Consider the following 22,055-nt stretch of genomic DNA (forward strand, 5'->3'; position numbering starts at 1 on the left):
TGCGGGGCCGTTTGGTTACCACTGGTGGCTGTAGCTCACCGTCAGCGTAGTGCCAGGCGCCGGCAGGTGGCTGGTGTTGTTGTTGCTGCGCAGTAGCTGGCTGTAGAGCGGGTAGTAATCGCGGTTGAACAGGTTCTGGATGCCCAGGCTGACCTTGTCCGCTTCGCTCAGGCGGTAGTCGCTGATGAGGTCGACGGTGGTATAGCCGTCCACGTCGCGGCGGCCGAAGCTGGCCTGGCCATCGATGCGATAGTCCTTGCTGGCGAAGTACGTGGCCTGCAGACGGTTGCTCCAGGCTTCGCTGGGGTTGTACTGCACGTAGGCGGTCAGCTTCAGCGGCGGCACGCGGAAACCGGTCATGTCGCGCCACTCGCCATTGTCCGGCTTCTCGCGGCCCTTCATCCAGGTAAAGGTGCCGCCCAGGCCCCAGGTTTCCTCCAGGCTCAGCCAGTCCAGGCTACCCTCGACACCGTGGATGCGCTCCTCGGTGCGGGTCAGGATCAGGCCGTTGTTGAAGCTCTGCACGTCACCGAGTTTCGAGGTGGTGTAGAACAGCGCCAGCGCCCCCTGCGTCTGCTCGCCCAGCGCACCACGCCAGCCCAGCTCGTAGTTGTTGGTCTTCACCGGCTCCAGTTCGGAAGAGTCGATGTCGAAACCGCTGCGCGCATTGCGCAGCTGTACACCGATGTCCGGCAACTGGAAGCCCTGGCTGAAAGCCGCATAGATTTCCTGGCCGGCCAGCGGCGAATAGACCACACCGAGGTTGCCGAGCACGTCGTCATAACGCACCTTACCGCCACTGACGGTCGCCGGGTTGGCATTGCGAATCTCTGACAACGGCACGAAGTCATCGAACTCGGCGGTGGCGTACTCGTAGCGCAGACCACCATCGACCGACCACTGCTCGTTGATGCGATGACGCAGCTGAGCGAAGGCGCCGGTACTGATGGTGGTCAGCTCGGGCATGTAGGTGAGCTTGCCGATCTTCTCGAAATCCCGACCGCCGCTGGCGTCGTAGCGCGCAGCGTCGAAGATGTCGAGCGGCATGTCGCTGCGCTCGTGGTTGAAGTCGCCACCCCAGACCAGCTCGGTGTTCTCGCCCAGCGGTGTGCTCAGGGTGAAGCGACTGCCGAGAATCTCGCTGTTCTGCATCACCTGATCGACGAAGCGCCACGGGTGGCGACGCCACGTGCGTCGAAGGGGGTGAAGCGGGTGAAGTAGTCGCGATAGTAGAGCTGCGCAGACAGACGACTGCCGAGCAGATCGGCGTGGTCGTATTGGAGGTTGGCCAGGGTGTTCTTGATACGGTTCTGGGTATCCAGTTTCAGGCCTTTGAGCGGCTGCGCCGGCACGCTGCTGGCGGGCAGCGTGGCAACTGCAGGGTCGGCGGTGTAGTCGCTGTCCTGCTTGGCATCGGAATGGCTGAGGGCCAGTTGGATACGCTGATCCTCATCGATACGCAGGCCCAGTTTGCCGCCGATGTTGAAGCTGTTGGAGTCGAACAGGTCGCCCTGGCTCGGTTCGGGAGCGATGCGCTTGCCGTCCGCGTCGAACGAGCCACCGACATGGCGCACACCGAGGTCGAAGGCGTAGTCGACCTGCCCCTGCGCGCCGGACAGATGATGCTGCAGTTCACCGCCCAGGCTGTCGCTGTCCAGCTGGGTCAGCGAGGACGAGCCACGGAGGGTGGTTTCGGCCCGGCTCTCGCCACCGGCCGGACGGGTGGTGATGTTGACGATGCCGCCGGTGGCGCCGGCACCGTAGATCGCACTGCTGCCATGCACCACTTCGACCCGCTCGATCAGCGCCGGGTCGATGCTGGCAAGGTTGCGTGAGGAGTCGCGGTTGGTATTGAGCGGCACACCGTCGACCAGGATCAGCATGGTGCGCCCGCGCAGAGTCTGGCCATAGTCGGTGATGGTGCGGCTGGAATCGGACATGCCCGGCGTGACCTTGGCCAGCAAGGTGGCCAGGCTGTCGGAACCCTGACGCAACTGCTCGAGTTTTTCGCGTTCGATCACATCGACCTGGCGCACCTGTGGAACCAGGCTGCTGGAGGTGCGCGTGGCGGTCACGTCCATCGCCCCCAGTTGCAGCGGCGCGGCACTCGGAGCCTGCGACAACGCGGCCTCGCGAGAAACGATGATGAAGGTGTCCTCGCCCTGCTGGTGAACCTCCAGGCCACTGTCTTCGAGCAGGCGCTGCAGGGCCTCGCCGGTGCTGTAGCGACCACGCAGCTCACCGGCCTGCTTGTCGCTGGCGATGTCGCTGGAGAAAAGTATCTGCGCGGCAGACTGGCCGGCCAGGGCATTGAGCGACTGTTCGAGCGGCGCGGCAGGCAGGTCGAAATCGACTTCGTTGGCGGCCTGCACCATCGACGACAAGCCCAGCAGCAGGCTGCTGGCCAACAGGTTAAGGCGCAGTTTCGGGGTTCTCACGTGGGGTCTCCGGGAATGAAAAGAGGGCGTTCCTGGAGATAGCCGCCGCTACGCGGGCAAAACCCTACCTCACGACGAAAATTATTTTTTGGCCTGACGCCGGCTCAGCATCGGCACGCCATCGGGCCCCGTCGTCAGGTCCACTGGCAGGATCTTCGGCAACAGCGCCGGCAATCCCTCCAGGCGCGAGCGTTCGAAGCGGCCGGATACCGGTAGCTCAGCCAGGCTGGCGTCCGACAGGTTGACGCGGATACCGGTATGGCGCTGCAGCGCATCGAGCACCTCACCCAGCGGCGTGCGCTCGAAAACCAGACGACCATCGACCCAGGCAGCGCTCGCCTCGGCATCTACCCGCGTGACCGTGCCAAGCTCACCGGCGCGTACCCGCACCTGCTCACTCGGGCTCAGCAGCAGCGTATCGCCGCGGCCGTGTACAGCCACCCTGCCCTCGCTCACCGTGACCTGCACCTCGTCGCCCAGTCGGCTGACGTTGTAGCGCGTGCCAACCACGACAATCCGCGTAGCGCCGGCCTGGGTCAGGAATGGTCGGTAGTTCATCGGCGCAACCGCGAACAGCGCCTGGCCGGCCTGCAATTCCACACGGCGGCTACGCAGGTGCCAGCTCACCCGAATACGGCTGTCACCATCGAGCGTCACCTGGCTGCCATCAGCCAGGGCAATGGTCTGTACCTGTCCAGGAGCGCTGGCATGATCCTCGTTGCGATAGGCAGGGTCGAGCCAGATCAGGCCACCGGCCATAGCCAGCGCGGCGGCGAACAGCCCCACCGTGGAGCCCGGCGAGCGCCTGCTGCGCTTGACCGGCGCAGGCAGGGGAAAGCGCGCCTTGAGTGCCTCGCGGTGGCGAGCGATGGCGTCGTCGGCCGGGATGCGGTCGTCCTCGTGCGGCGGCTGACGGTTCATGGCGCTACCCGCTCCAACCAGGCCAGGCACTTGCTCATGCCCACGCGCAGGTGCTTTTCCACCGCCTTGAGGGAAATCCCTAGCTGTTCGGCTACCGCCTGCTGGGGCAACTCGTGGATCTTGTGCATGACGAACACCTGCCGGCAGCGCGGCGGCAATTCGGCAATCGCCGCACACAGACGATCCAGCTCATCGGCCGTTTCGAGACAGCGCTCCGGCCCCGGAGCGGCACTGGCTACCTCCGGCAACTGCGTCTGCTCGTCTACCCAGGCCTGCCGTCGCCGCTCGCTACGGTAATGACTGACGGCGCGGTCATGGGCGATCTTGCGCAGCAGCGCCAGTGGCACACGCACACCCTCCTTCTCCGGTGCTTCCAGCAACTGGACGCAAACGTCGTGGACCACCTCGCGTGCCGTCTGGCGATCGCCGAAGCGGCGACGCACCGAGTCGACCAGTTCGTCGTAATGACGCACCAGCGCGGCGAGCAGAGAGGTATTGGCGGAGGAATGGGACAAGGGAGCGCTTCGCTGCCAACTGAATGAGCGCGAATATAAGTGAGAATTCTTTTCAGTTAAAGAACTACAACAAGGATCGCTATCGGCTTGAGGCCAATGGCCTCGATCGACTATGGGGTACCCCTAAAAACGTAAGCGAGGCAGTCAGCGCAAGGCAAAAACAAGCGAAAAAGCGGAGTTTACGAGTTGTAAATGAGCATTTTGAGCTTGTTTTTAACGCAGCGATGACAACGCAGGTAGTTTTTAGAGGCACCCTATGGTGGCCTGCATGCACAAGGAGCCCTGCCATGGAAGCCACGCTTCGCCCGGCCACCGTAGCCGATATCCACACGCTATTCGACATTCGCACCAGCGTCGTTCAGAACCACCTTTCCCGCGAGCAGATGGCCGAACTCGGCATTACACCTGCTGCCTTGGCCGAGGCCATCGACCAGGCGCCGTGCGCCTGGATAGCTGAACTGGGCGGTGTTGCGGCAGGCTTCGCCATGGTCGATCTCGAAGCCGGCGAACTGTTCGCCTTGTTCGTTCGCCCGCAAGCCGAAGGCCATGGCCTCGGTCGCCTGTTGCTGGATGCGGCGGAGACTGCGCTATTCCAGCATCACGAGTCGATCTGGCTGATCACCGATGGCCATGAAAGCATCCGCGCCAATGGTTTCTACCGCCGGTATGGCTGGGAACTGGCGGACGCCATCGACGAGCGCGACGTGCGCTACGAGAAACGCCGCGGCTGAGCATACGAGCGGTATCGCATGCATGAGAAGGCCAGTAAAGCCAGGCGTTGCGGCCCTTCCCAAGGTCATGACTACCTCAGCTGATCATGCTGAGGGTAGCTCCAACTCGCGCAGTTGCAGGCTCATGCCGTCGCAACTGGCCGACCATTGCTGCAGCCAGTCGGGCAACGCCGGTGACTGCTCATCCAGGCCCAGTTCACGGGCGAATTCGGCTGGCGCCACATTGCCCTTCGGCCCACGGAACAGCCCGCGCATGACCACCACGGCGATGACCCGCTGATCCTTGACGAAACGGTGCTCGACGAAGCTCCACTTGTCGTCCCAGCCGAGCATGCGCGTATGGATCTCGAAGCGCTCGAACAGCTTCAGCTCACGGCGGAACTTGCCCCACACATCACCGACGATGGGCAGCGCACGGTGGCGCAGGGCAACGCGAAAGGCGCCGCTGCGCAGCACGTAATCCATGCGCCCGACATCGGCCAGGGTGAAATAACGTCCATTGGTGACATGCCGGTTGAAGTCCAGATCCAGCGGCCAGACCCGCAGGCGCACTACGGTGGTGGCGAGCCCTGGCACCGGCCGCCGCCAGGGACGGCGCAGCAACATCAGCAAGAGGCGAAACCAGAGGTTCATACGACAAACACCTGTTTGAATGACGAGGGCCGCACTCTAAGCAGCGAGCTTGCGCTAAGGTAGGTGCAGAAATGACCAATACCACGCTGATTACGCAACGGAGTGTCCATGCACGTCACCTTGCTGCTGGCTGAACACAGCTCACTGGCCAGCGCCGCCCTGGCCCTGGAAGTGCTGGACGCGGCCAATCGCTTCGCCCTGCCGGCCGCGCCGCCCTTCCGTCTCTGCGTGGCGTCGCTGGATGGGCAGCCGGTGACCAGCGCCCTGGGCCGCAGCATGCCGGTGGACATGGCGCTGGACGCGGTGACGAAAACCGACCTGGTGCTGATCCCCGGCTTTCTCTTCAGCCTGCGCGAGGCGCTGCCGGGGTTCGAGCGCCATACCGGCTGGCTACGCCGTCAGCATGCACAGGGCGCGGTCGTGGCCTCGATGTGTACGGCTACCTTCATGCTGGCCGAGGCGGGCCTGCTCGACGGTGTCGAAGCCACCACCCATTGGGCCTTCGCCGACCTGCTGAGACGCCGCTACCCGCAAGCTCGCGTGGACGAGCGGCGCATCCTCTGCGAGGACGGTCGGCTGATCACCAGTGCCGGTGCCAGTGCGGCGATGGACTTGCTGCTGCACCTGATCCGCCGCTTCGCCTCGCGCGAGCTGGCGCAGCAATGCAGCCGCTACCTGCTGATCGATAACGTGCGCAGCGAGCAGTCCGTCTACATCAGTTGGTCGCTGCCACGCGGTCATGGCGACGAAGCGATTCTGCGCGTGCAGGACTGGATGGAGGCGCACTTCACCGAGCCGTGCGGCATCGACGAGTTGGCCACGCGCTTCGGTTTCGGTGTGCGCAACTTCAAGCGCCGCTTCAAGGAGGCCACCGGTCACGCACCGCTGGCCTACCTGCAGGCCTTGCGCCTGGAGAAGGCCAAGGAGTTGCTGGAAAGCACGCGCCTGAATTTCGAGGTCATCACCAGCCGGGTGGGCTACGAGGACAGCAACTCGTTCCGCCGCCTGTTCTGCCAGCGGGTCGGCGTGTCGCCGGTTGCCTTCCGTAAACGCTTCCAGCGCATCACGCCGGGGACGTGAGCGAGCGCCCTGCCCGTTCCGCGTGCAGCGCCTGGAGAAACTCGGCCGCCAGGTGATGCGCCCAGGGGCGCGCGGTGAAGCCTGCCAGGTAGGCGCAGTGGCTGCCTCGTGAGGTGACCGCCAATATCGTGCGTGGCATGCGTGCCATGGCCTGCCGGTGATCCAGCACGTTGTCCAGCACGCATACGGGGTCGTCCTCGGCGTTGAGCACCAGCAGTGGAATGCTCACCTTCTCCATCACCGATATCGGGTTGCAGTTGTCGAGAAAGGCCTGGTGGCTGGAGTAACCCGCGCATTCGTACAGATGCTGGTGAAATTCATCGAGGCTCTGCGCACCTTCCAGCGCCGCGAAGCTCGGCAGATGAGCCAGGGTTTCGCGGTTTGGGGTGACGAACTGGCGCACCAGCTTGCGCGCCATCAGCCGGGTGAAGGGCGCGCGCGAGCGGGCGAAAGCGACGCTGATATCGTAGCCCGGGCAATAGGCGAACGCGCCGCGCAGCGGCGTATCCTCGCCCTGCTCGCCGAGGTAGCGGATCAGCAGGCCAGTGCCGGCCGAGATGCCTGCGGCGTAGAGGGTGGATTGGGGATAGCGTTCGCTGATCAGGCGCAGTTGCTCGCGCAGATCCTCGGTGTCGCCCATGGTGTTGAAGCGTGCGCTGGTCAGCGCCAGCTCGCCATGGCCACGCCGCTGGCACAAGACCACGCGCCACCCGGTCAGCCGCTGCAGGTCACGCATGAAGGCGCGCATGCTGTGCGGCGAGCCGGTGATGGTGTGCAGCACCACCAGTGTCGGCACCTCGCCGGGCAGGTCGGCGCCCAGCCAGTGCAGCGCCGTGGTGCCGCCGTCGGCCATGCGCAGGGTGTCGACGCGGTCGTAATGCAGACGCCCGCAGAAGGCCTTCGTCAGCCCCAGACCAAGCAACTGCAGGTGGCCATTGAACAGCCAGGGGGTCACCCAAAAACGCCGACCCAGGCGCGGCACCTGGACGAGCAGTTGCCGGTTTTCCGGATTGTCCTGGTAGCTCAATTGCGGCCTGAGCGCTGCCGTGCGCAGGTAGTGAAAAGCGAGCCCGATGACGAGTGCGGCAACGAGGATGATCCAGAGCGACATAGGCGTCCTTGAACGGGTGAAAAGCCGGCTGCGTAGGGTAGCCGGCTGGCAAGGGTCAGGTGCGCAACTGTGCCCTGAGGATCTTGCCGATGGGTGACTTGGGCAACTGCTCGCGGAACTCGATGCGCTTGGGCACCTTGTAGGCGGTCAGCCGCTCGCGACAATGACGGATGATTGCCTCACCATCCAGCCCTGGCCGGTGCAGCGCGACGAAGGCGCATACGGCCTCGCCGGTGGTCTCGTCCGGCACACCGATCACGGCCACTTCCATCACATCGGGATGCTCGGCGATCACCGCCTCGACTTCGTTGGGGTACACGTTGAAGCCGGAAACCAGCACCATGTCCTTCTTGCGGTCGACGATGCGGATGTAGCCGTCTTCGTCCATCACCGCGATGTCTCCGGTGCGGAACCAGCCATCGACGAAGGCCTCGCGGGTTTCATCGGGGCGATTCAGGTAGTGCTCGATGATGTTCGGCCCGCGCACCAGCAATTCGCCCGGCGTACCGCTGGCCAGCGCCTGTCCATCGGCATCGGCGATGCGCACGTCGAGGCCGGGCAGCGGCAGGCCGACGGTGCCAAGCCGCTCCTTGGGGCCAGGCGGGTTGAAGGCCACGAAGCAGGAGCTCTCGGTCAGACCGTAGCCTTCGAGAATCTGGCCGACCAGTGCGCGCCAGCGTTCGCCGGTCACCGGGCGCAACGCGGTACCGCCGGAAACCGCGAGCTTCAGCGCAGGCGGGTTGGCCTGGAACCAGGGTTCGGCCAGCAGGCCGGCATACAGGGTGTCCACCCCGGTCATCCAGCGCACCGGAAATTTCTCGAATGCCGGGCGGGTGTTGGCCAGCGGGCGCGGGTTGGGCACCAGCAGGTTGTGCCCACCGCGGCCGAAGAACAGCAGGAAGTTAAAGTTGAAGGCGAAGATGTGATAGAGCGGCGGGATGGTGAGGATGATGTCGCCGGGCTCGATCTGCGCGCCGAAGGCACTGAGGTAATCCTCGGCCATGCTCAGCACGGCCTTGAGATTGGCATGGGTCAGCACCGCGCCCTTGCTCCGCCCCGTGGTGCCGCCGGTGTACTGGTACAGGGCGACCGGATGATTGCGCCGCGACAGTTGCAGCTCAGCGCCGATGCTCAGCGCCTCGCTGAAACGCTGGAAGGCGATCTGTGGCATCAGGTCGTCGCCGGTCTGTTCTTCCAGGCTCTGCTGGATCGCCTGTCCCACCGGCGCGGGAAAAAAATCGCCAAGGCTGGTCAATAGCAGCGACACGCCGCGCTGCTCGATCACCTGCTGCGCGCGCTTGACGAACAGGTCGCAGGCCACCAGCAGCCTGGCGCCGCTGTCGAGCAGTTGCGCGTCGAGTTCACGCTCGGTGTACAGCGGGTTGACGTTGGTGACGATCAACCCAGCCTTCCACGCCCCCAGCACGGCGACGGGATAGTGCAGGCTGTTGGGTAGTTGCAGGGCGACGACATCCCCTGGCTGCAAGCCCTGCTCCCGGCTCAGATAGGCGGCGAAGGCATCCGACAAGCGCTCGATATCGGCGAAGGAAAGCTCGGCCTGCAAGCCGTTGGACAGCACCTGGGTGAAGGCCGGTGCAGCGCCGAAGCGCCGGGCATTCTCGCCGGCACTATCGGCCAGGTTGCCGGCCAATGATTCGGCGTCGATGCGGTAGCCATGCAGGTGCGTTGGGTAGTGCTGTTCCCAGCGGCGGGCTTGAGCGGTCATCGTCATTCTCCTGGTTCTTGTTATTGGGGCTGGAGCGTCGCGTGCCTGCTCAGAGCAGCACTTCGATATCGCCAATGGGGAACGCCACGCAGGAATAGATCCAGCCGAAATCACGGTCGGATTTGCGCAGGTGCGCCTCCTGCGGGTTGAACACCTCGCCGGAGATCAACTTGACCCGGCACAGGCTGCATTCGCCGGAACGGCAGGCGTTCTCGACGAAGTAGCCGTTGCGTTCCAGGGCATTGAGCAACGGCTCACCGACGGTGCTGCGGAAGCTGCCACGCCCCTGCACGGTGATGGTCACCTCGTCGTCCAGGCTCACGCCTGTCGGCCAGCCGGCCTGCTGGTGCGGCGTCTTGGGTGCGCCGTTGGCCTCGACGCGGATGCGCCGGCGGGCGACGCCCAGCTCGCCGAGCAGCGCTACGCAGCTGTCGTTGAACGGCGTCGGGCCACAGATGTAGAACATCTTGTCGCCGATCTCACCCAGCAGTTCCTGCAGCATGGCGCGGTTCAGGCGACCACTGCGCCCGGTGTAGCCCGCAGGCGGCCGCGAGATGACCTCGCTCAGGGTGAAGTTCTCGTGCTGCGCCGCCAGCTCGCGCAGCTCATCGGCATAGATCACGTCATCGACATGGCTGTTCACGTAGATCATGTGAAAGCGCTGCGGCAGCCCGCGCTCGAGGATGTTCAGCAGGATGCTGCGCGCCGGTGCCGAACCCAAACCACCGGCGAGGAACACCAGGTCGTCGCCATGGAACAGCGGGTTGTGATGGAAGGTGCCCATCGGCCCCGAACTGCTCAGGCGCTGGCCAACGCTCACCCGGTCGAGCAGGTAGTTGGAGACGAAACCGCCCTGGGCGCGCTTGATCGTCAGGTCGTAATGCATGCGTTGCAGAGGTGAAGACGACATGGCGTAGGGCCGCGCCGTTCTCACCCCATCGATCTCGACGAACAGGTTGATGTACTGGCCGGCCTGGAACGGCGGCAGTGCCTGGCCGTCGACCGCTACCAGGCGCAGGGTCTTGGTGCTCGGCGTGTCTTCGATGATCTCGGCGACCTGCAGCGCCAGGCGCTTGGGGTGCAGTTGCACCACGCTGCTGGCCACCTCGCCGCGCACTTCCTGGAAGTCGCTGCCGCTTTGTTCCAGCGCCAGCTTGGCGGCGAACGCCTCGCTGTAGCCGGCGATCACGTTCAATGCGTTGTGCTCAGACATTGGCCACCTCCTTCACCTTGATTTGCTTGAGTACGGCGCGAGCGGTCGACTCGCCGGCCATGTAGGTCGGCTGGAAGCCGCCCATGGACGTCCAGGAGCCGGCCATGTACAGGCCCGGCACGGCGTCCAGGCGCTCACGCAGCAGCGCCGAATCCTGCGCGCTCTGCTGGAAGCCGTAGATGGCGCCGCCGGGCGTGTTGAGGTAGCGCATCATGGTCAACGGCGTGGCCACCTCGACCTCTTCGATGTACTGGCGCACCTTGGGGTAGACCTGCTCGATCAGCGCGATCAGCTTCTCGGCGAAGGCGTACTTGGTCTGCGCGTAATCCTCGGGCTTCACCGATTTCCATACGTCGCCGTATTGCAGGCAGACCAGCACCACCTGGCTTTTGCCAGCCGGTGCAGCGCTCGGGTCTTCCAGGTTGTAGCAGGTGAGCATGCCGCCGAGCGGCGCTTCCAGGCTGCCCATGCGTGCATGGATCGCCTCCTCGTCGAGGGTCTCGTAGATGAAGCTCGACGCCGTGGTCACGCCCAGTTCCTGCGGCGTGCAGTCCAGGCCCAGGTAGATGACGAAGGCCGAGGTGCCCATGCGCCGCGACTTGAAGTCCTGCTGGATCTTCAAGGGCGGGCGGTCGAGGTCGAGCAGCTCGTTGAAGGTGATCAGCGGGCTGGCGTTGGACACCACCGCGTCGCAGGCGACCCGCTCGCCGCCTTCCAGGCTGACGCCACTGACGCGCCCGCCTTCGGTATGGATGGTCTCCACGCCACAATTGAAGCGCACCTCGCCACCGGCTTCGAGGAACGATTCCACCAGCGCGGTCGACATGGCCTGCGAGCCGCCCTTGATGTGCCAGGGTTTGAACACCGCATAGGCGTAGAGCATGGTGGCCAGGTCGGCGAACGGCAGCATGTTCGGCGACACGCCGAGGTAGAGCCAGTAGGTGGCGAGGATGTTCTTCAACTTGGCGTCGCTGAAGAACTCATCGAGCACCTCACGTGCCGGGCGGAAGCCGTACTGCACGTAGTACGGGCACATCGACCTGAGCATCGCCTCGCTGTTGGCGCGGGCGGCCTGCGGCAAGGTCATGAAGCTTTCCAGGGTGACCTTCTCGCAGACCAGCATGAAGCGCTCGATGGCCTCGCTTTCAGCCGGATACATCTCCTGCAGCAGGCGGCGGATGCCCGACCAACTGGCCGGCAGCGTGACGTCCAGCTCACCGGGTACCACCAGGCGATACAGCGCGTGCTCCTGGATGAACTCGACCTTGTCCATCACCCCCAGCTTGTCGAAGAACTTGCGCATCACGAAGGGTTTGTCCTCGGTGCCCAGGCCGCTGAGCTGATGCAACGCCACCTCGAACTCGAAGTTGCCGCGCACGAAGGAGGTCGCGCAACCGCCCGGAATGTTGTGCCGCTCCACCAGCAGGGTGCGACTGCCGCCGCGCTGCAGTGCTGTGGCGGCGGTCAGCCCGGCGTTGCCGGCACCGATCACCACGGCGTCGTAGTGCTTCATCGTTCACCTCAAACTTATCAGCGATAAGATTTGGTTAAAAAGGCCTTAACAGGCCGTTGAAAAACGTAGGCGAGGCAGGCTGGACGAGGCGAAAACAGCCGAAAAAGCGCAGTTTACGTGTTGTAAATGAGCATTTTGAGGCTGTTTTCAACGATGGCCAGACAACGCAGGTAGTTTTTCAACTGCCTGTTAGAAGGTGTCCTGCAGCTCGATCAGGTCGGCGAACTCCGCTGGCGTGCCGCTCTTGCGCGCACCGACCGAGCGCAGGATGTCCTGGCCGCTGAGGATGGAACTCTGTAGCAGCACGGTGTGTTGCAGGGATTCGTAGACGCCGTGGTCACGGCTGTAGAGCATGGCGCGCTTGATGCCGTTGATCGCGATCGGCGGGCGCTCGGCGATCTTCCGAGCGGCGGCAAAGGCGCCGGCCAGCAACTCCTCGGGCGTGGCGAAAACCTTGGCCAGCAGCCCCAGGCGGTGAGCCTCGTCGACCTGCAGGGTGTCTCCGGTCAGCGCCAGGTAGCGAGCGACACCGGCCGGAATCAGTCGCGGCAGACGTTGCAGCACGCCCAGGTCAGCCATCATGCCGACGTTGGTTTCTTCGATACGGAAGCTCGCCGCCTGCGAGGCAAAAACCAGATCACAGGCGGCGATCAGATCGAAGCCGCCACCGATGCAGGCGCCCTGCACGGCGGCGATCACCGGGAAGCGCGCCCGCTCCAACGCATTCAGCGCGTCCTGCATGCGCTCCAGGTTGACCTGCAGCACCTCGCGCTCCTGCGGCGAGGTCGCGTGAAATTCCTTGGCGGTGGAGAACATCTGCATGTCCAGGCCGCCACAGAACACCTTGCCCTGCGCCGAAATCACCAGCGCCCGCACCTGGCCGGAGTGGCTCAGGCGGCTGACGGCCTCCGGCAGTTCACGCCAGAAGGCCCGCGTCAGGCTGTTGGCCTTGTCCGGGCGATTGAGTTGCAGGTGGGCAACGCCGTTCTCGACGCTGACGGCAAAACATTCGTAATGGTGAGTCATGGGCAGGCCTCATACAGGGAATGTTAGCGATGCTAAGATCGAATCTTAGCACCGTCAAGATACTGCTCGATGATAAGATTCGAGCGCCCCTATCCCATGCAACCAAGGCTTCTCTCGCATGAGCACGAACCGCGCCCGCGACACCTACCATGTCGGCAACCTTGCCCCTCGGCTGCTCAGCGCCGCGCGAGAAATGCTCGAGGAAGTGGGGCCGACCAAGCTGTCACTGCGCGCGGTGTCCGAACGTGTCGGCGTCAGTTCGACGGCTGCCTATCACCACTACGCCAATCGCGCCGAACTGATCGGCCACCTGGCGGCTCAGGGTTTTCGCGAATTGGGCACGGCTCTGCGCTTGGAGGATCAGGACAGCACAGGCCTGCAGAAACTACGCGATGCCTGCCTCGCCTACTTCAGCTTCGCCCGCAATAATCCGGCGCTCTATCAGCTGATGTTCGGGCCGGAATCGGCCAGCGACGACATGCCGCTGCAGTACCGTGAGGCCCGCGACGAGGCCTTTGACGAGCTGAAACGCATCATGGCCGACATCCTCGGCCAGGACGCCGCAAGTGCCGAGGGCCGCCGTGCTGCGCTGGCGGCCTGGTCTTACACCCATGGCCTGGCGTCGCTGGTCATCCATGGCGTGCTGCACTTTCCCGCCTCGACCACCGACGCCCGCTTCGTCGACACCACCCTGCAAGGCTTCGAGCACCTGTTCAAGGCGTGCGAAACGGGCGCTACCGAGAGCTGATTGGCACAGCCCCTGCTGTCCTCGTCAGGCGCGTCTTTGAGCGGCTGGCAGCGCCCGATCCACCAGCACCTGCAAACGCCCGCGCGAGCAGCGCTCGACGCGCGCCTCGACGCCGTAGACCTCGGCCAGCAGTTGCGGCGTGAGCACCTCATCGGGCGTACCGCTGGCGTGGATCCGGCCGGCGCGCATCACCACCAGTTGATCGGCGCAACTGGCCGCCAGGTTGATGTCGTGCAGCACGGCCACCGCCAGCAGGCGGTGCTCACGCACCAGGTCGCGCACGCAATCCATCACCCGCAACTGGTAATGCAGATCGAGCGCACTGGTCGGCTCGTCGAGCAGCAGCACCTGCGGGCGCCGCGCGATCAGTTGCGCCAGCGAGACCAGTTGCCGCTGCCCGCCGGACAGGCCGTCGAGCGATTGCTCGGCCAGGTTCTCGATGCCGATGCGCGCCAGAGCGTCGAAGGCACGTGCCAGTACCTCGCCCTCCTCGCTCACGCGCAGCGCCGCCAACACGCTTTCCAGCACGCCGAGGGCGATGCCCGGTGGCAGTTGTTGCGGCATGTAGGCCAGGGTGCGGGCACGCTCGCCACTGCTGATGCGCGTCAGATCCTGGCCGCCGAGGGTCAGCTCGCCTTGCATGCGCTCCAGCCCGGCCAGCGCCCGCAGCAAGGTGGATTTGCCGGCGCCGTTGGGGCCGACCAGCGCGACGAGACCGCCGGGTTGCAGCTCGGGCAACGACAAGCCGTGAAGCACCTGTCGGCGACCGTAGGCCACCGAGATATTTGCAGCCTTGAGACTCACAGGCGCCTCCCGCGGCGGAACACCAGCACGACGAACACCGGCACGCCGACCAGCGCGGTGACGATGCCCACCGGCACGATCACCCCGGGCAGGATCAGCTTGCTGGCGATGGAAGACAACGACAGCAGCAAGGCGCCGACCAGCGCACTGGCCGGCAGCAGGAAACGTTGATCCTCACCCACCAGCAGGCGAGCCATGTGCGGGCCGACCAGGCCGACGAAGCCGATGGTGCCGACGAAGGCCACCGCCGTGGCCGCCAGCAGGCTGATGCGCAGCAACGAGCCATAGCGCAGGCGGCGCACATCGACGCCGAAGCTGCGCGCACGATCCTCGCCCATGCGCAGCAGGGTCATGCTCGGCGCGGCGCGTAAGGAGAATGGCAGCAGCACGGCGAGCACCGCCGCGAGAATGCCGAGCTTCTCCCAGTTGGCCCGTGCCAGGCTACCTAGCGTCCAGAACACCAGTTGCTGCAGCACGTCCTCGGTGGCCAGCAGTTGCAGCAGCGACACCAGCGCGTTGCAGCTGAACACCAGGGCGATACCGAACAGCACCAGGCTCTCCACGCCGGCCCCACGCAGGCGCGACATGGCCTGCAACAGCAGCACCGACAGGCAGGCGAAGACAAACGCCGCCACCGTCACCTGCCCGCTTGGAGCCAGCCAGTCGATGGCCAGCGGATAGGCGATGGCCAGCGAGGCGCCAAGCGCCGCTGCCGAGGACACGCCGAGGGTGAAGGGGCTGGCCAGCGGGTTATCGAGGATCGCCTGCATCTCGGCACCAGCCAGCGCCAGCGCGGCGCCCACCAGCACCGCCATCAGCGCGTAGGGCAGGCGCACGTTCCAGATAATTACCCGTTCGGTGGCGCTCAGGGCGCCGGGGTCGAGAATGCCGGCCAGCAACTGGCCCAGGCCCATGCCCGAGGCGCCGCTGGCCAGGTCGGCCAGCACACTGAGCAGCAGCAGGCCGGCGAGCAACGCCACCAGCAGGGTACGCCGCCACAGCAGGCGCCTGTAACTCAGCGCGGCCGCCGCCAGGGCGGGCGCACCGGCACTTTGCAGATAGGCACTCACGGCGTTGCGTCGATCCAGTAGTGGCCATCCAGGCCAACGGCAAGGAAGCGGTTGATCTCGGCCTGGGTCGCTTGCGGGTCGAGGTCGGCGAAACGCTCGGGATGAATCCAGCGCGCCATACTCTCGATGGCCAGGATGTTGAACGGCGAGTTGTAGAAGTCATGCCACAGGCCGTGGGCCTGGCCATCGCGGATCGGTCGCAGCGGCGCGAAGTCGGGGCGCGCGGTGATCTTCGTCAGGCTGTCACGAGCAGTCTTCTCGTCCACCCCGGCACCGAGCAGCACGCCTGGCTTGCGATTGCCGGTGGCGATGTAGACGTCCGGATCGGCGCTCAGCACGTATTCGACGCTGACGTCACCAATCGCGCCCGGGACCACGCCAGCGGCGATATTGCGCCCACCGACGGCTTCGACCACACCACCCAGGCCGCTCTTGCCGGTGGTGTGGCCCGGCGCCTGCCAGACGCCAGCCAGCAGTTCGAGGAACACCTTGGGCCGCTGCGCATCCGGCAGGCCGGCCACGGAATCGGTGACGCGCGCCAGGTGGCGGTCATAGAAGCTCAGATATTCCTGCGCCTCGAGCTCGCGGCCGAGCAGTTTGCCCAGCGCCTCCAGGCTGACACGGGTGTTCTTGATCGGGTGCACACGAAAATCGATGAACAGCACCGGCACGCCCGCCGCCGCCAGCAGGTCGGCGACCGGGCTGTGCTGGGTCGGGCCTTCACCGGCGATGCTGAACACTGCCAGATCCGGCTTGAGTGCCAGAATCTGCTCGGCACTGACGCTCTGCTCCGAGGCCTGGCCGATCAGCGGAATCTTGGCGATGTCCGGGTACTGTTCGGCATACACCTCGTAGGTGTGCGGGTCGAGCAGGCGCATGTCGTTCTGCCAGCCGACCACCCGCTGGAAGGGTGCTTCGCGGTCAAGCAGGGCCAGGGCGAAGAACAAGCGCCCTTCGCCCAGCACCACGCGCTTGGGCTCGGCCGGCACTTCGACCTTGCGCCCGAGCACGTCGGTGACTTCCACGGCATGGGCGGAGCCGGCCAGGGCCAGCAGCAACAGGGGCAGCGCGAGTACGCGCCGCAGCGGGGAGATATTCACGGCAATGACCTCGAATGGATTCAGGTGTCGCTCCAGCGGCGGAGCAGGTTGTGGTAGACGCCGGTAAGTTCCAGCAGTGATTGGTCGTCGGCGCCCTGGGCGGTGAGGCGCTGGATGGCCACGTCCATGTCCAGCAGAATCTGCCGCTGGCTGTCCTCGCGTACCAGGCTCTCGATCCAGAAGAACGAGGCCAGGCGCTCACCGCGGGTGACCGCCTCGACGCGATGCAGGCTGCTGCCGGGATAGAGCACCAGGTTTCCGGCCGCCAGCTTCACGCGCTGCTCGCCGAAGGTGTCGCGGATCACCAGCTCGCCGCCGTCGTAGCTGGCCGGGTCGGCCAGGAACAGCGTCGCCGACAGGTCGGTACGCACGCGCTCGCGCACGCCCTTGATGCCGCGAATGGCGTTGTCGACATGAAAGCCAAAGGCCTCGCCATCACCGTAGCGATTGAACAGCGGCGGATAGATGCGTTTGGGCAGGGCAGCCGACATGAACAAGGCGTTGTCCGACAGGCGCCGCAGGATCAGCTCACCGAACTGGCGCGCCAGCGGATTGTCCTCGTCCAACTGGCGGTTGGCCTTGACCTGCGCCGACTGCACACCAGCGGTGACCTTGCCGTCGACCCAGGGTTGCGCCAGCAGTTGCCGGCGCACCTCGTCCACTTCCTCAGCGCTGAGCAGCCCTTCGATTTCGATCAGCATCAGAAGCTGTAATCCACGCTGGCGGTGACGGTACGCCCGGCGCCTGGTACGCCGTACAGCTGGAAGCCATCGAGCGAAGCGCCGATGCGGCTGTAGTAGAACTTGTTGAACAGGTTGTCGACGTTCAGGTTGAGCGTGGTGCTGGCGTCCACCTGATAACGTGCGGCGACGCTGTGCAGCCAGTAACCCGGCGCCTTCTCGTGGTCGCGGGTGTAGATGGCCGCCACCCCGCCCGGGCCGTCGGCGTAGCTGCTGTTGTTGTTCAGACCACCAACGTACTTGTTGTCGCTGTAGCGGCGACGGCCGACGTAGTTGGCGCCGTAGCTGACACTGAGGTCATCGCTGAGGTCGTAGGTGGTCCACAGGTTGGCGGTCAGGTCGGGGACGTTCTTCGCCTCCTCGCCCTTGTTGACGCCCTTGGTCTGGCGGCTCTTCATCGCTGCGAAGCCGGCGTAAGCGCTCCACTTCGAGGTCAGCTGGCCCTGCAGGCCCAGCTCGATGCCGTCGACCCGCTTGGCCGGCAGCGCACGCACCGGCGAGGCCTCGCCTTCGCTGTATTCCCAGCTGTTCTCCAGCTCGGTGCGGAAGATCGCGGCGGTCAGGCCCAGGCGCTCGTCGAGCAGCTCCCACTTGGTGCCCAGCTCGTAGGTGCTGGCCTTGGCCGGCTCGTAGTTGGCCGTGCTGGCTGCGCCATAGACCTGGTTGTTGGTGGTCGCGCCGATGGCCGAAGGCTGCGACGACTGGCTGTAGGACAGGTAGATGCTGCCGTTGTGCGCCGGCTTGAAGACCAGCCCGGCGCGGCCGCCGAAGGTATCGTCGCGACGACTGGTTTCGTTACCACCGTTCTCGGTGCTGACCTTCCAGCGGTCATAGCGCAGCGACAGCAGCAGTTGCCATTGCGGGCTGAACGTCAGGGTGTCGGAAACGTACAGGCCGGCATCCTTCACCTCAGTGGCCGCATCGCCGTAGCCCTTGCGCTCGTAGGTAGAAGCGAAGTGGTGGGCCGGGTCGGTCATGTCGAAGAACATCGCGCCGTCCGGCACCTTCATGCTCTTGTGCAGGCCAGCGTAGGTTTCCTTGTACAACTCGATGCCGGTGACCGCCTGGTGGCCGATGCCGCCGGTGGCGAAGGCGAAGCTCAGGTCGGTCTGGTTGTCGATGATCGAATAGCGCTTGGACAGGCCGAAGTCGCTGCCGCGCAGATAGCCGTAACGGGTGTCGCCGCTGTTGGCGTAGTCGGTATACGCATTGACGCCGTTGACCGAGCTTACCGGGCCAACGCCGACATAGCCGAGGCTGGCGCAGCGCGTGCCGGTGCAGTTGCGGCTGCCATCGGCGTTGGCGGCGACGAAGCGCGCCGGCGACAGCACCGCCCAGTTGTCGGTCTGCTGCCAGCGCAACTGGTTGCGCAGCGTGGTGCTGTCATCGAAGTCATGCTCGACCAGACCGGTCAGCGAGCGCGTCTCGGTCTGCTGGGTGTACAGGCTGGAGTCGCCGTACCAGGCATCGCGCGATACCCCGGGCATGCGCTTGCCATCGGTGCCACGCTGGATCGGCACGCCGCCGTCCGGGGTGTTCTCGTCCTTCTGGTAGAAGGCATCGAGCCAGAAACGGGTGTCGGTGCCCAGGCCGAAGCCGAAGGACGTGGCCAGGCCCCAGCGGTCGTAGTCGACTTCGTCGCGCTCGGCCACGGCGTTGCCATGCTTCATCAGGTTGATGCGCAGCGCGCTGGTGTCGTTGATCTCGCGGTTGATGTCCGCGGTCAGGCGCTTGTAGTTGTCGCTGCCGATGCCCGCCGAAAGCTTGCCGTCATCGCCGAGGTGGGCGCGCTTGCTGACCAGATTGACGCTGCCACCGATGGCCGAGACGCCCGACTCCACCGAGCCGGTGCCCTTGTAGACCTCGGCCTGTTCCAGATTGAAGGTGTCGGTGCGGCTGGACATGCCGGAATCCCGCACGCCATCGACAGTCAGGCTCTGCTCCGAGGAGAAACCGCGAATGGAGAACAGGTCGCCCCAGCCCAGGTTGCCTTCGCCGGACATGAAGGTGATGCCCGGCACGTTACGCAGCACGTCCTGCAGGGTCTGCGCGTTCTGTTCCTCGAGCACCTCGCGCGGCACCACGTTGACGCTCTGCGGCGCGTCGAGCAGCGGTACGGCGATCTTCGCCGACGAAGCGCGGTCAGCCTTGTAGGGTACGTTCTGACCGGTCACCTGAGTGGCCGGCAGTTCGACCGCAGCGTCGTCAGCCAACGCCGGCAGGGCGCAGGCGCCAAGCATCAGGCCGAACGCCGGGGCCAGCGTTCTGGACAGACTGGGGGGAGCAGCGGGAAACACTTGGGACATCGAGATTCCTTAAATACAATCAGTCGCATTTGTATTCGAGGAATTCTATCGATTGCGCTCAGGCCCCCTGGCGGTCGAGATGTATCGGTAATCGCATGTCCATGCGCACCACAACATTCCATTACATTTGCCTGACGACACCGGTGTAAGGTGCTCGTCCCGCCCACAGGTGATGCCCATGTCCCGACCGGATCACATCCTCATCGTCGATGACGACCCCGAGATTCGCCAGTTGCTGTCCACCTACCTCAGCGATGCCGGCTACCAGACCTGCGTGGCCAGCCAGGGCGTGGAGATGCGCAAGCGCCTAGAGGAGCAGTTGATCGACCTGGTTGTGCTCGACCTGATGCTGCCCGGCGAAGATGGCCTGAGCCTGTGCCGCGAGCTGCGCGTGCGCAGCAACATTCCGGTGATCATGCTCACCGCGCGCGGCACCCTGGTCGACCGCATCGTCGGCCTGGAGATGGGCGCTGACGACTACCTGCCCAAGCCTTTCGACCCACGTGAACTGCTGGCGCGGATCAAGGTGGTGCTGCGCCGCACGCAGAGCTTCCCCGATCGCGCCCGCCTCGATGAGGCCACCACCCTGCGCTTCGCCGGCTGGCGCCTGGACACCGCCACGCGGCAGTTGCGCTCGCCCGCCGGCCTGGTGATCAGCCTCGGCAATTCCGACTACCGCGTGCTGCGTCTGCTGCTGCAACACCCCAACCGTCCACTAAGCCGCGACTTCCTCCTCGGCCATGCCTTCGACAAGGAACGCGCGCCCTTCGACCGCAGCATCGACGTGTGCATCAGCCGCTTGCGCCAGCATCTGGAAGACGATCCGCGTGCGCCCAGGCTGATCCGCACCGTGCGCAACGAGGGCTATGCACTGACCGTCGAAGAGGTGGAGCAAGGGTGAAGCGCTTCTGGCCCGACTCGCTGTCCGGTCGCCTGGTGCTGATTCTGGTGACCGGCCTGCTCGCCGCGCAGGTTCTCACCAGCAGCATCTGGTACGAAGTGCGCCATGGCCAGGTGCTGGAGATTCCCACCCGCCTGCTGGCGACACGCCTGGCCGATCTGATCCTGCTCGACCGGCACGATCCGCAGCAGGCCATGGCGCTGATTCGTGCGCTGCAGGCCGATGACTTTCGCCTGCTCGAACGCCCGCCGAGCACGTCGGCACTGGACAAGGCCGACCGCGATCGCGAAACGCTGCTGCGCGAAGTGGTCGAGCAACGTACCGGCGCCGCTCCCCAACTGCGCCTGCTGAGCCTCGAGGTGCTCGATCAGCACGGCCACCCGGCCAGCCTGCCGGTGCTGTTCGGCACGGGCACGGCCAGCGGCCGCTTTCTGGTGGAGCTGCAACTGCCCAGCGGCCCGCAGCTCTACCTGCAAGTCACGGAGGAACAGGGCTGGACCAATACCCCGCCGCTGTCACTGCTGCTCGACTACCTGACGCGCATCTACCTGCTGCGCATCGTCGTGGTGGTGCTGATCGCCCTGCTCGCCGTGCGCCTGGTGATGCGCCCGCTGCAACGCATGACCGGCGCTGCCGAAGCGCTCGGACAGGACATCCATCGCCCGCCGTTACCGGTCGAAGGCCCACGCGAGGTACGCCAGGCCGCGCAGGCATTCAACGCCATGCAGCGCCGCCTGATCGACAGCATTGCCGAGCGCACGCGCTTCTTCGCGGCCGTCTCCCACGACCTGCGCACGCCGATCACGCGCCTGCGTCTGCGCGCCGAAATGCTCGCCGACGAAGGCACCCGCCAGCGCTTTCGCGACGACCTGCAGCGCATGGAGCAGATGGTTTCGGCCAGCCTCGACTTCCTGCGCAGCGGCGAGCTGGACGACGCTCGCGAGCAGGTGGATATCAATGCGCTGCTGCAGGGTCTGCAGGCGGATTTTCATGATCTCGGTGCCGAGGTGGCGATCCATGGCAGCGCACGCCCGCTGGTGGCCCACGCCAGCGGCCTGCACCGCTGCCTGCAGAACCTGCTGGAAAATGCCGTGCGGCACGCCGGAGGCATCATCGAAGTCCAACTCGACGACAGCGCCGAGCGCCTGCACATCGGCATCGCCGACCGTGGACCGGGTATCGACGAGGCGTTGCTGGAACGTGTCATGGAACCCTTTTATCGTGAGGACGAAGCACGCAGCGAAGACACTGCCGGCTACGGCCTCGGCCTGAGCATTGCCCGACAGATCGCCAGCGCCCATGGCGGCAGCCTCACCCTGCAACCTCGCGAAGGCGGCGGGCTGTTGGCGATACTCGACCTGCCCCGTCAGGGTTGATGGCTGCATTGCTGCGGTCGCTGTTTACCTCGACCCCAGAGACAAACAAGCCCTTCAACGGCGAGAGGCTTGAATTCCCCCAATACACTGCCAATAGGTCGGC

The 22,055-nt window shown here is 65.2% G+C and carries 18 protein-coding genes and 1 pseudogene; 5 read left to right on the plus strand and 14 right to left on the minus strand.

Going from position 1 to position 22,055, the window contains the following annotated elements; genetic code table 11:
- Window positions 1-15 precede the first annotated feature (15 nt).
- The 3 genes and pseudogenes from EL191_RS17165 to EL191_RS17175 form a co-directional block, all read right to left on the minus strand.
- Window positions 16-2,438: pseudogene (locus EL191_RS17165) on the minus strand (TonB-dependent siderophore receptor).
- 81 nt (window positions 2,439-2,519) lie between these two features.
- Window positions 2,520-3,359 carry a FecR family protein gene (locus EL191_RS17170; RefSeq protein ID WP_041979791.1) on the minus strand — a complete coding sequence of 280 codons (840 nt, stop codon included), beginning with the start codon at window positions 3,357-3,359 and terminating at the stop codon, window positions 2,520-2,522.
- Window positions 3,356-3,874, minus strand: coding sequence for an RNA polymerase sigma factor (locus EL191_RS17175; RefSeq protein WP_013716695.1), 519 nt, complete (start codon window positions 3,872-3,874; stop codon window positions 3,356-3,358). The genes EL191_RS17170 and EL191_RS17175 overlap by 4 nt, the downstream gene beginning before the upstream one ends.
- A gap of 287 nt (window positions 3,875-4,161) precedes the next feature.
- Between EL191_RS17175 and EL191_RS17185 the strand changes: the two genes are divergently transcribed.
- Entirely contained in the window at window positions 4,162-4,605 is a 444-nt protein-coding gene (locus tag EL191_RS17185) for a GNAT family N-acetyltransferase (RefSeq protein WP_041979790.1), read from the plus strand.
- Between the two features lie 84 nt (window positions 4,606-4,689).
- On the opposite strand, the gene EL191_RS17190 is transcribed toward EL191_RS17185, so the two are convergent.
- Entirely contained in the window at window positions 4,690-5,238 is a 549-nt protein-coding gene (locus EL191_RS17190; protein WP_013716697.1) for a thioesterase family protein, read from the minus strand.
- A 108-nt stretch (window positions 5,239-5,346) separates the two neighbouring features.
- Between EL191_RS17190 and EL191_RS17195 the strand changes: the two genes are divergently transcribed.
- A complete protein-coding gene (locus tag EL191_RS17195) occupies window positions 5,347-6,318 on the plus strand; it encodes a GlxA family transcriptional regulator (protein ID WP_041979789.1) in 972 nt (323 codons plus the stop codon).
- Here the strand turns inward: EL191_RS17195 and EL191_RS17200 are convergent.
- From EL191_RS17200 to EL191_RS17220, 5 genes are all read right to left on the minus strand, one after another.
- Window positions 6,302-7,429, minus strand: coding sequence for a YheT family hydrolase (locus tag EL191_RS17200; protein WP_041979788.1), 1,128 nt, complete (start codon window positions 7,427-7,429; stop codon window positions 6,302-6,304). The genes EL191_RS17195 and EL191_RS17200 overlap by 17 nt on opposite strands.
- 55 nt (window positions 7,430-7,484) lie before the next feature.
- Window positions 7,485-9,155 (minus strand): AMP-binding protein, encoded by a 1,671-nt coding sequence (locus tag EL191_RS17205; protein WP_041979786.1) that lies wholly within the window; start codon window positions 9,153-9,155, stop codon window positions 7,485-7,487.
- A 49-nt stretch (window positions 9,156-9,204) separates the two neighbouring features.
- A complete protein-coding gene (locus EL191_RS17210) occupies window positions 9,205-10,368 on the minus strand; it encodes an FAD-binding oxidoreductase (RefSeq protein ID WP_041979784.1) in 1,164 nt (387 codons plus the stop codon).
- On the minus strand, window positions 10,361-11,881 hold the full coding sequence (locus EL191_RS17215; RefSeq protein ID WP_041979783.1) for a phytoene desaturase family protein: 1,521 nt from the start codon (window positions 11,879-11,881) through the stop codon (window positions 10,361-10,363). The genes EL191_RS17210 and EL191_RS17215 overlap by 8 nt, the downstream gene beginning before the upstream one ends.
- A gap of 189 nt (window positions 11,882-12,070) precedes the next feature.
- Complete coding sequence (locus tag EL191_RS17220) at window positions 12,071-12,907, minus strand: enoyl-CoA hydratase-related protein (RefSeq protein WP_041979781.1); 837 nt, start codon at window positions 12,905-12,907, stop codon at window positions 12,071-12,073.
- Window positions 12,908-13,025: 118 nt separating this feature from the next.
- Between EL191_RS17220 and EL191_RS17225 the strand changes: the two genes are divergently transcribed.
- Window positions 13,026-13,655, plus strand: a complete 630-nt coding sequence (locus EL191_RS17225; protein WP_041979780.1) for a TetR/AcrR family transcriptional regulator — start codon at window positions 13,026-13,028, stop codon at window positions 13,653-13,655.
- Between the two features lie 24 nt (window positions 13,656-13,679).
- Here EL191_RS17225 and EL191_RS17230 read toward each other — a convergent pair whose 3' ends face one another.
- Genes EL191_RS17230 through EL191_RS17250 form a run of 5 tightly spaced genes read right to left on the minus strand, consistent with a single transcriptional unit; the run spans window position 13,680 to window position 19,675 of the window.
- A complete protein-coding gene (locus EL191_RS17230; RefSeq protein WP_041979778.1) occupies window positions 13,680-14,459 on the minus strand; it encodes an ABC transporter ATP-binding protein in 780 nt (259 codons plus the stop codon).
- The gene (locus EL191_RS17235) at window positions 14,456-15,529 is read right to left on the minus strand and encodes a FecCD family ABC transporter permease (protein WP_013716706.1); all 1,074 of its coding nucleotides are present in this window, start codon (window positions 15,527-15,529) and stop codon (window positions 14,456-14,458) included. The genes EL191_RS17230 and EL191_RS17235 overlap by 4 nt, the downstream gene beginning before the upstream one ends.
- Window positions 15,526-16,629: an ABC transporter substrate-binding protein gene (locus tag EL191_RS17240; RefSeq protein ID WP_041979777.1), complete on the minus strand. Its 1,104-nt coding sequence runs from the start codon at window positions 16,627-16,629 to the stop codon at window positions 15,526-15,528. Before EL191_RS17240 ends, EL191_RS17235 begins: the two co-directional genes overlap by 4 nt.
- Before the next feature lie 20 nt (window positions 16,630-16,649).
- Window positions 16,650-17,330: a Fe2+-dependent dioxygenase gene (locus tag EL191_RS17245; RefSeq protein WP_041979775.1), complete on the minus strand. Its 681-nt coding sequence runs from the start codon at window positions 17,328-17,330 to the stop codon at window positions 16,650-16,652.
- Window positions 17,330-19,675: a TonB-dependent receptor gene (locus EL191_RS17250; protein WP_041979773.1), complete on the minus strand. Its 2,346-nt coding sequence runs from the start codon at window positions 19,673-19,675 to the stop codon at window positions 17,330-17,332. Before EL191_RS17250 ends, EL191_RS17245 begins: the two co-directional genes overlap by 1 nt.
- A 178-nt stretch (window positions 19,676-19,853) precedes the next feature.
- On the opposite strand from EL191_RS17250, the gene EL191_RS17255 reads away from it, so the two are divergent.
- Window positions 19,854-20,576 (plus strand): response regulator, encoded by a 723-nt coding sequence (locus EL191_RS17255; RefSeq protein WP_013716710.1) that lies wholly within the window; start codon window positions 19,854-19,856, stop codon window positions 20,574-20,576.
- Window positions 20,573-21,952 carry an ATP-binding protein gene (locus EL191_RS17260; protein WP_041979772.1) on the plus strand — a complete coding sequence of 460 codons (1,380 nt, stop codon included), beginning with the start codon at window positions 20,573-20,575 and terminating at the stop codon, window positions 21,950-21,952. Before EL191_RS17255 ends, EL191_RS17260 begins: the two co-directional genes overlap by 4 nt.
- The last annotated feature ends 103 nt before the right edge of the window (window positions 21,953-22,055 follow it).

This window comes from Pseudomonas mendocina (assembly GCF_900636545.1).
In the GTDB taxonomy this organism is placed as follows: Bacteria; Pseudomonadota; Gammaproteobacteria; order Pseudomonadales; family Pseudomonadaceae; genus Aquipseudomonas; species Aquipseudomonas mendocina.

Excerpts from the sequence above, each read along its gene's own strand:
- EL191_RS17170 (WP_041979791.1), bottom strand. The coding sequence starts at position 3,359 with ATGAACCGTCAGCCGCCGCACGAGGACGACCGCATCCCGGCCGACGAC.
- EL191_RS17185 (WP_041979790.1), top strand. The coding sequence starts at position 4,162 with ATGGAAGCCACGCTTCGCCCGGCCACCGTAGCCGATATCCACACGCTA.
- EL191_RS17190 (WP_013716697.1), bottom strand. The coding sequence starts at position 5,238 with ATGAACCTCTGGTTTCGCCTCTTGCTGATGTTGCTGCGCCGTCCCTGG.
- EL191_RS17195 (WP_041979789.1), top strand. The coding sequence starts at position 5,347 with ATGCACGTCACCTTGCTGCTGGCTGAACACAGCTCACTGGCCAGCGCC.
- EL191_RS17200 (WP_041979788.1), bottom strand. The coding sequence starts at position 7,429 with ATGTCGCTCTGGATCATCCTCGTTGCCGCACTCGTCATCGGGCTCGCT.
- EL191_RS17205 (WP_041979786.1), bottom strand. The coding sequence starts at position 9,155 with ATGACCGCTCAAGCCCGCCGCTGGGAACAGCACTACCCAACGCACCTG.
- EL191_RS17210 (WP_041979784.1), bottom strand. The coding sequence starts at position 10,368 with ATGTCTGAGCACAACGCATTGAACGTGATCGCCGGCTACAGCGAGGCG.
- EL191_RS17215 (WP_041979783.1), bottom strand. The coding sequence starts at position 11,881 with ATGAAGCACTACGACGCCGTGGTGATCGGTGCCGGCAACGCCGGGCTG.
- EL191_RS17220 (WP_041979781.1), bottom strand. The coding sequence starts at position 12,907 with ATGACTCACCATTACGAATGTTTTGCCGTCAGCGTCGAGAACGGCGTT.
- EL191_RS17225 (WP_041979780.1), top strand. The coding sequence starts at position 13,026 with ATGAGCACGAACCGCGCCCGCGACACCTACCATGTCGGCAACCTTGCC.
- EL191_RS17245 (WP_041979775.1), bottom strand. The coding sequence starts at position 17,330 with ATGCTGATCGAAATCGAAGGGCTGCTCAGCGCTGAGGAAGTGGACGAG.
- EL191_RS17250 (WP_041979773.1), bottom strand. The coding sequence starts at position 19,675 with ATGTCCCAAGTGTTTCCCGCTGCTCCCCCCAGTCTGTCCAGAACGCTG.
- EL191_RS17255 (WP_013716710.1), top strand. The coding sequence starts at position 19,854 with ATGTCCCGACCGGATCACATCCTCATCGTCGATGACGACCCCGAGATT.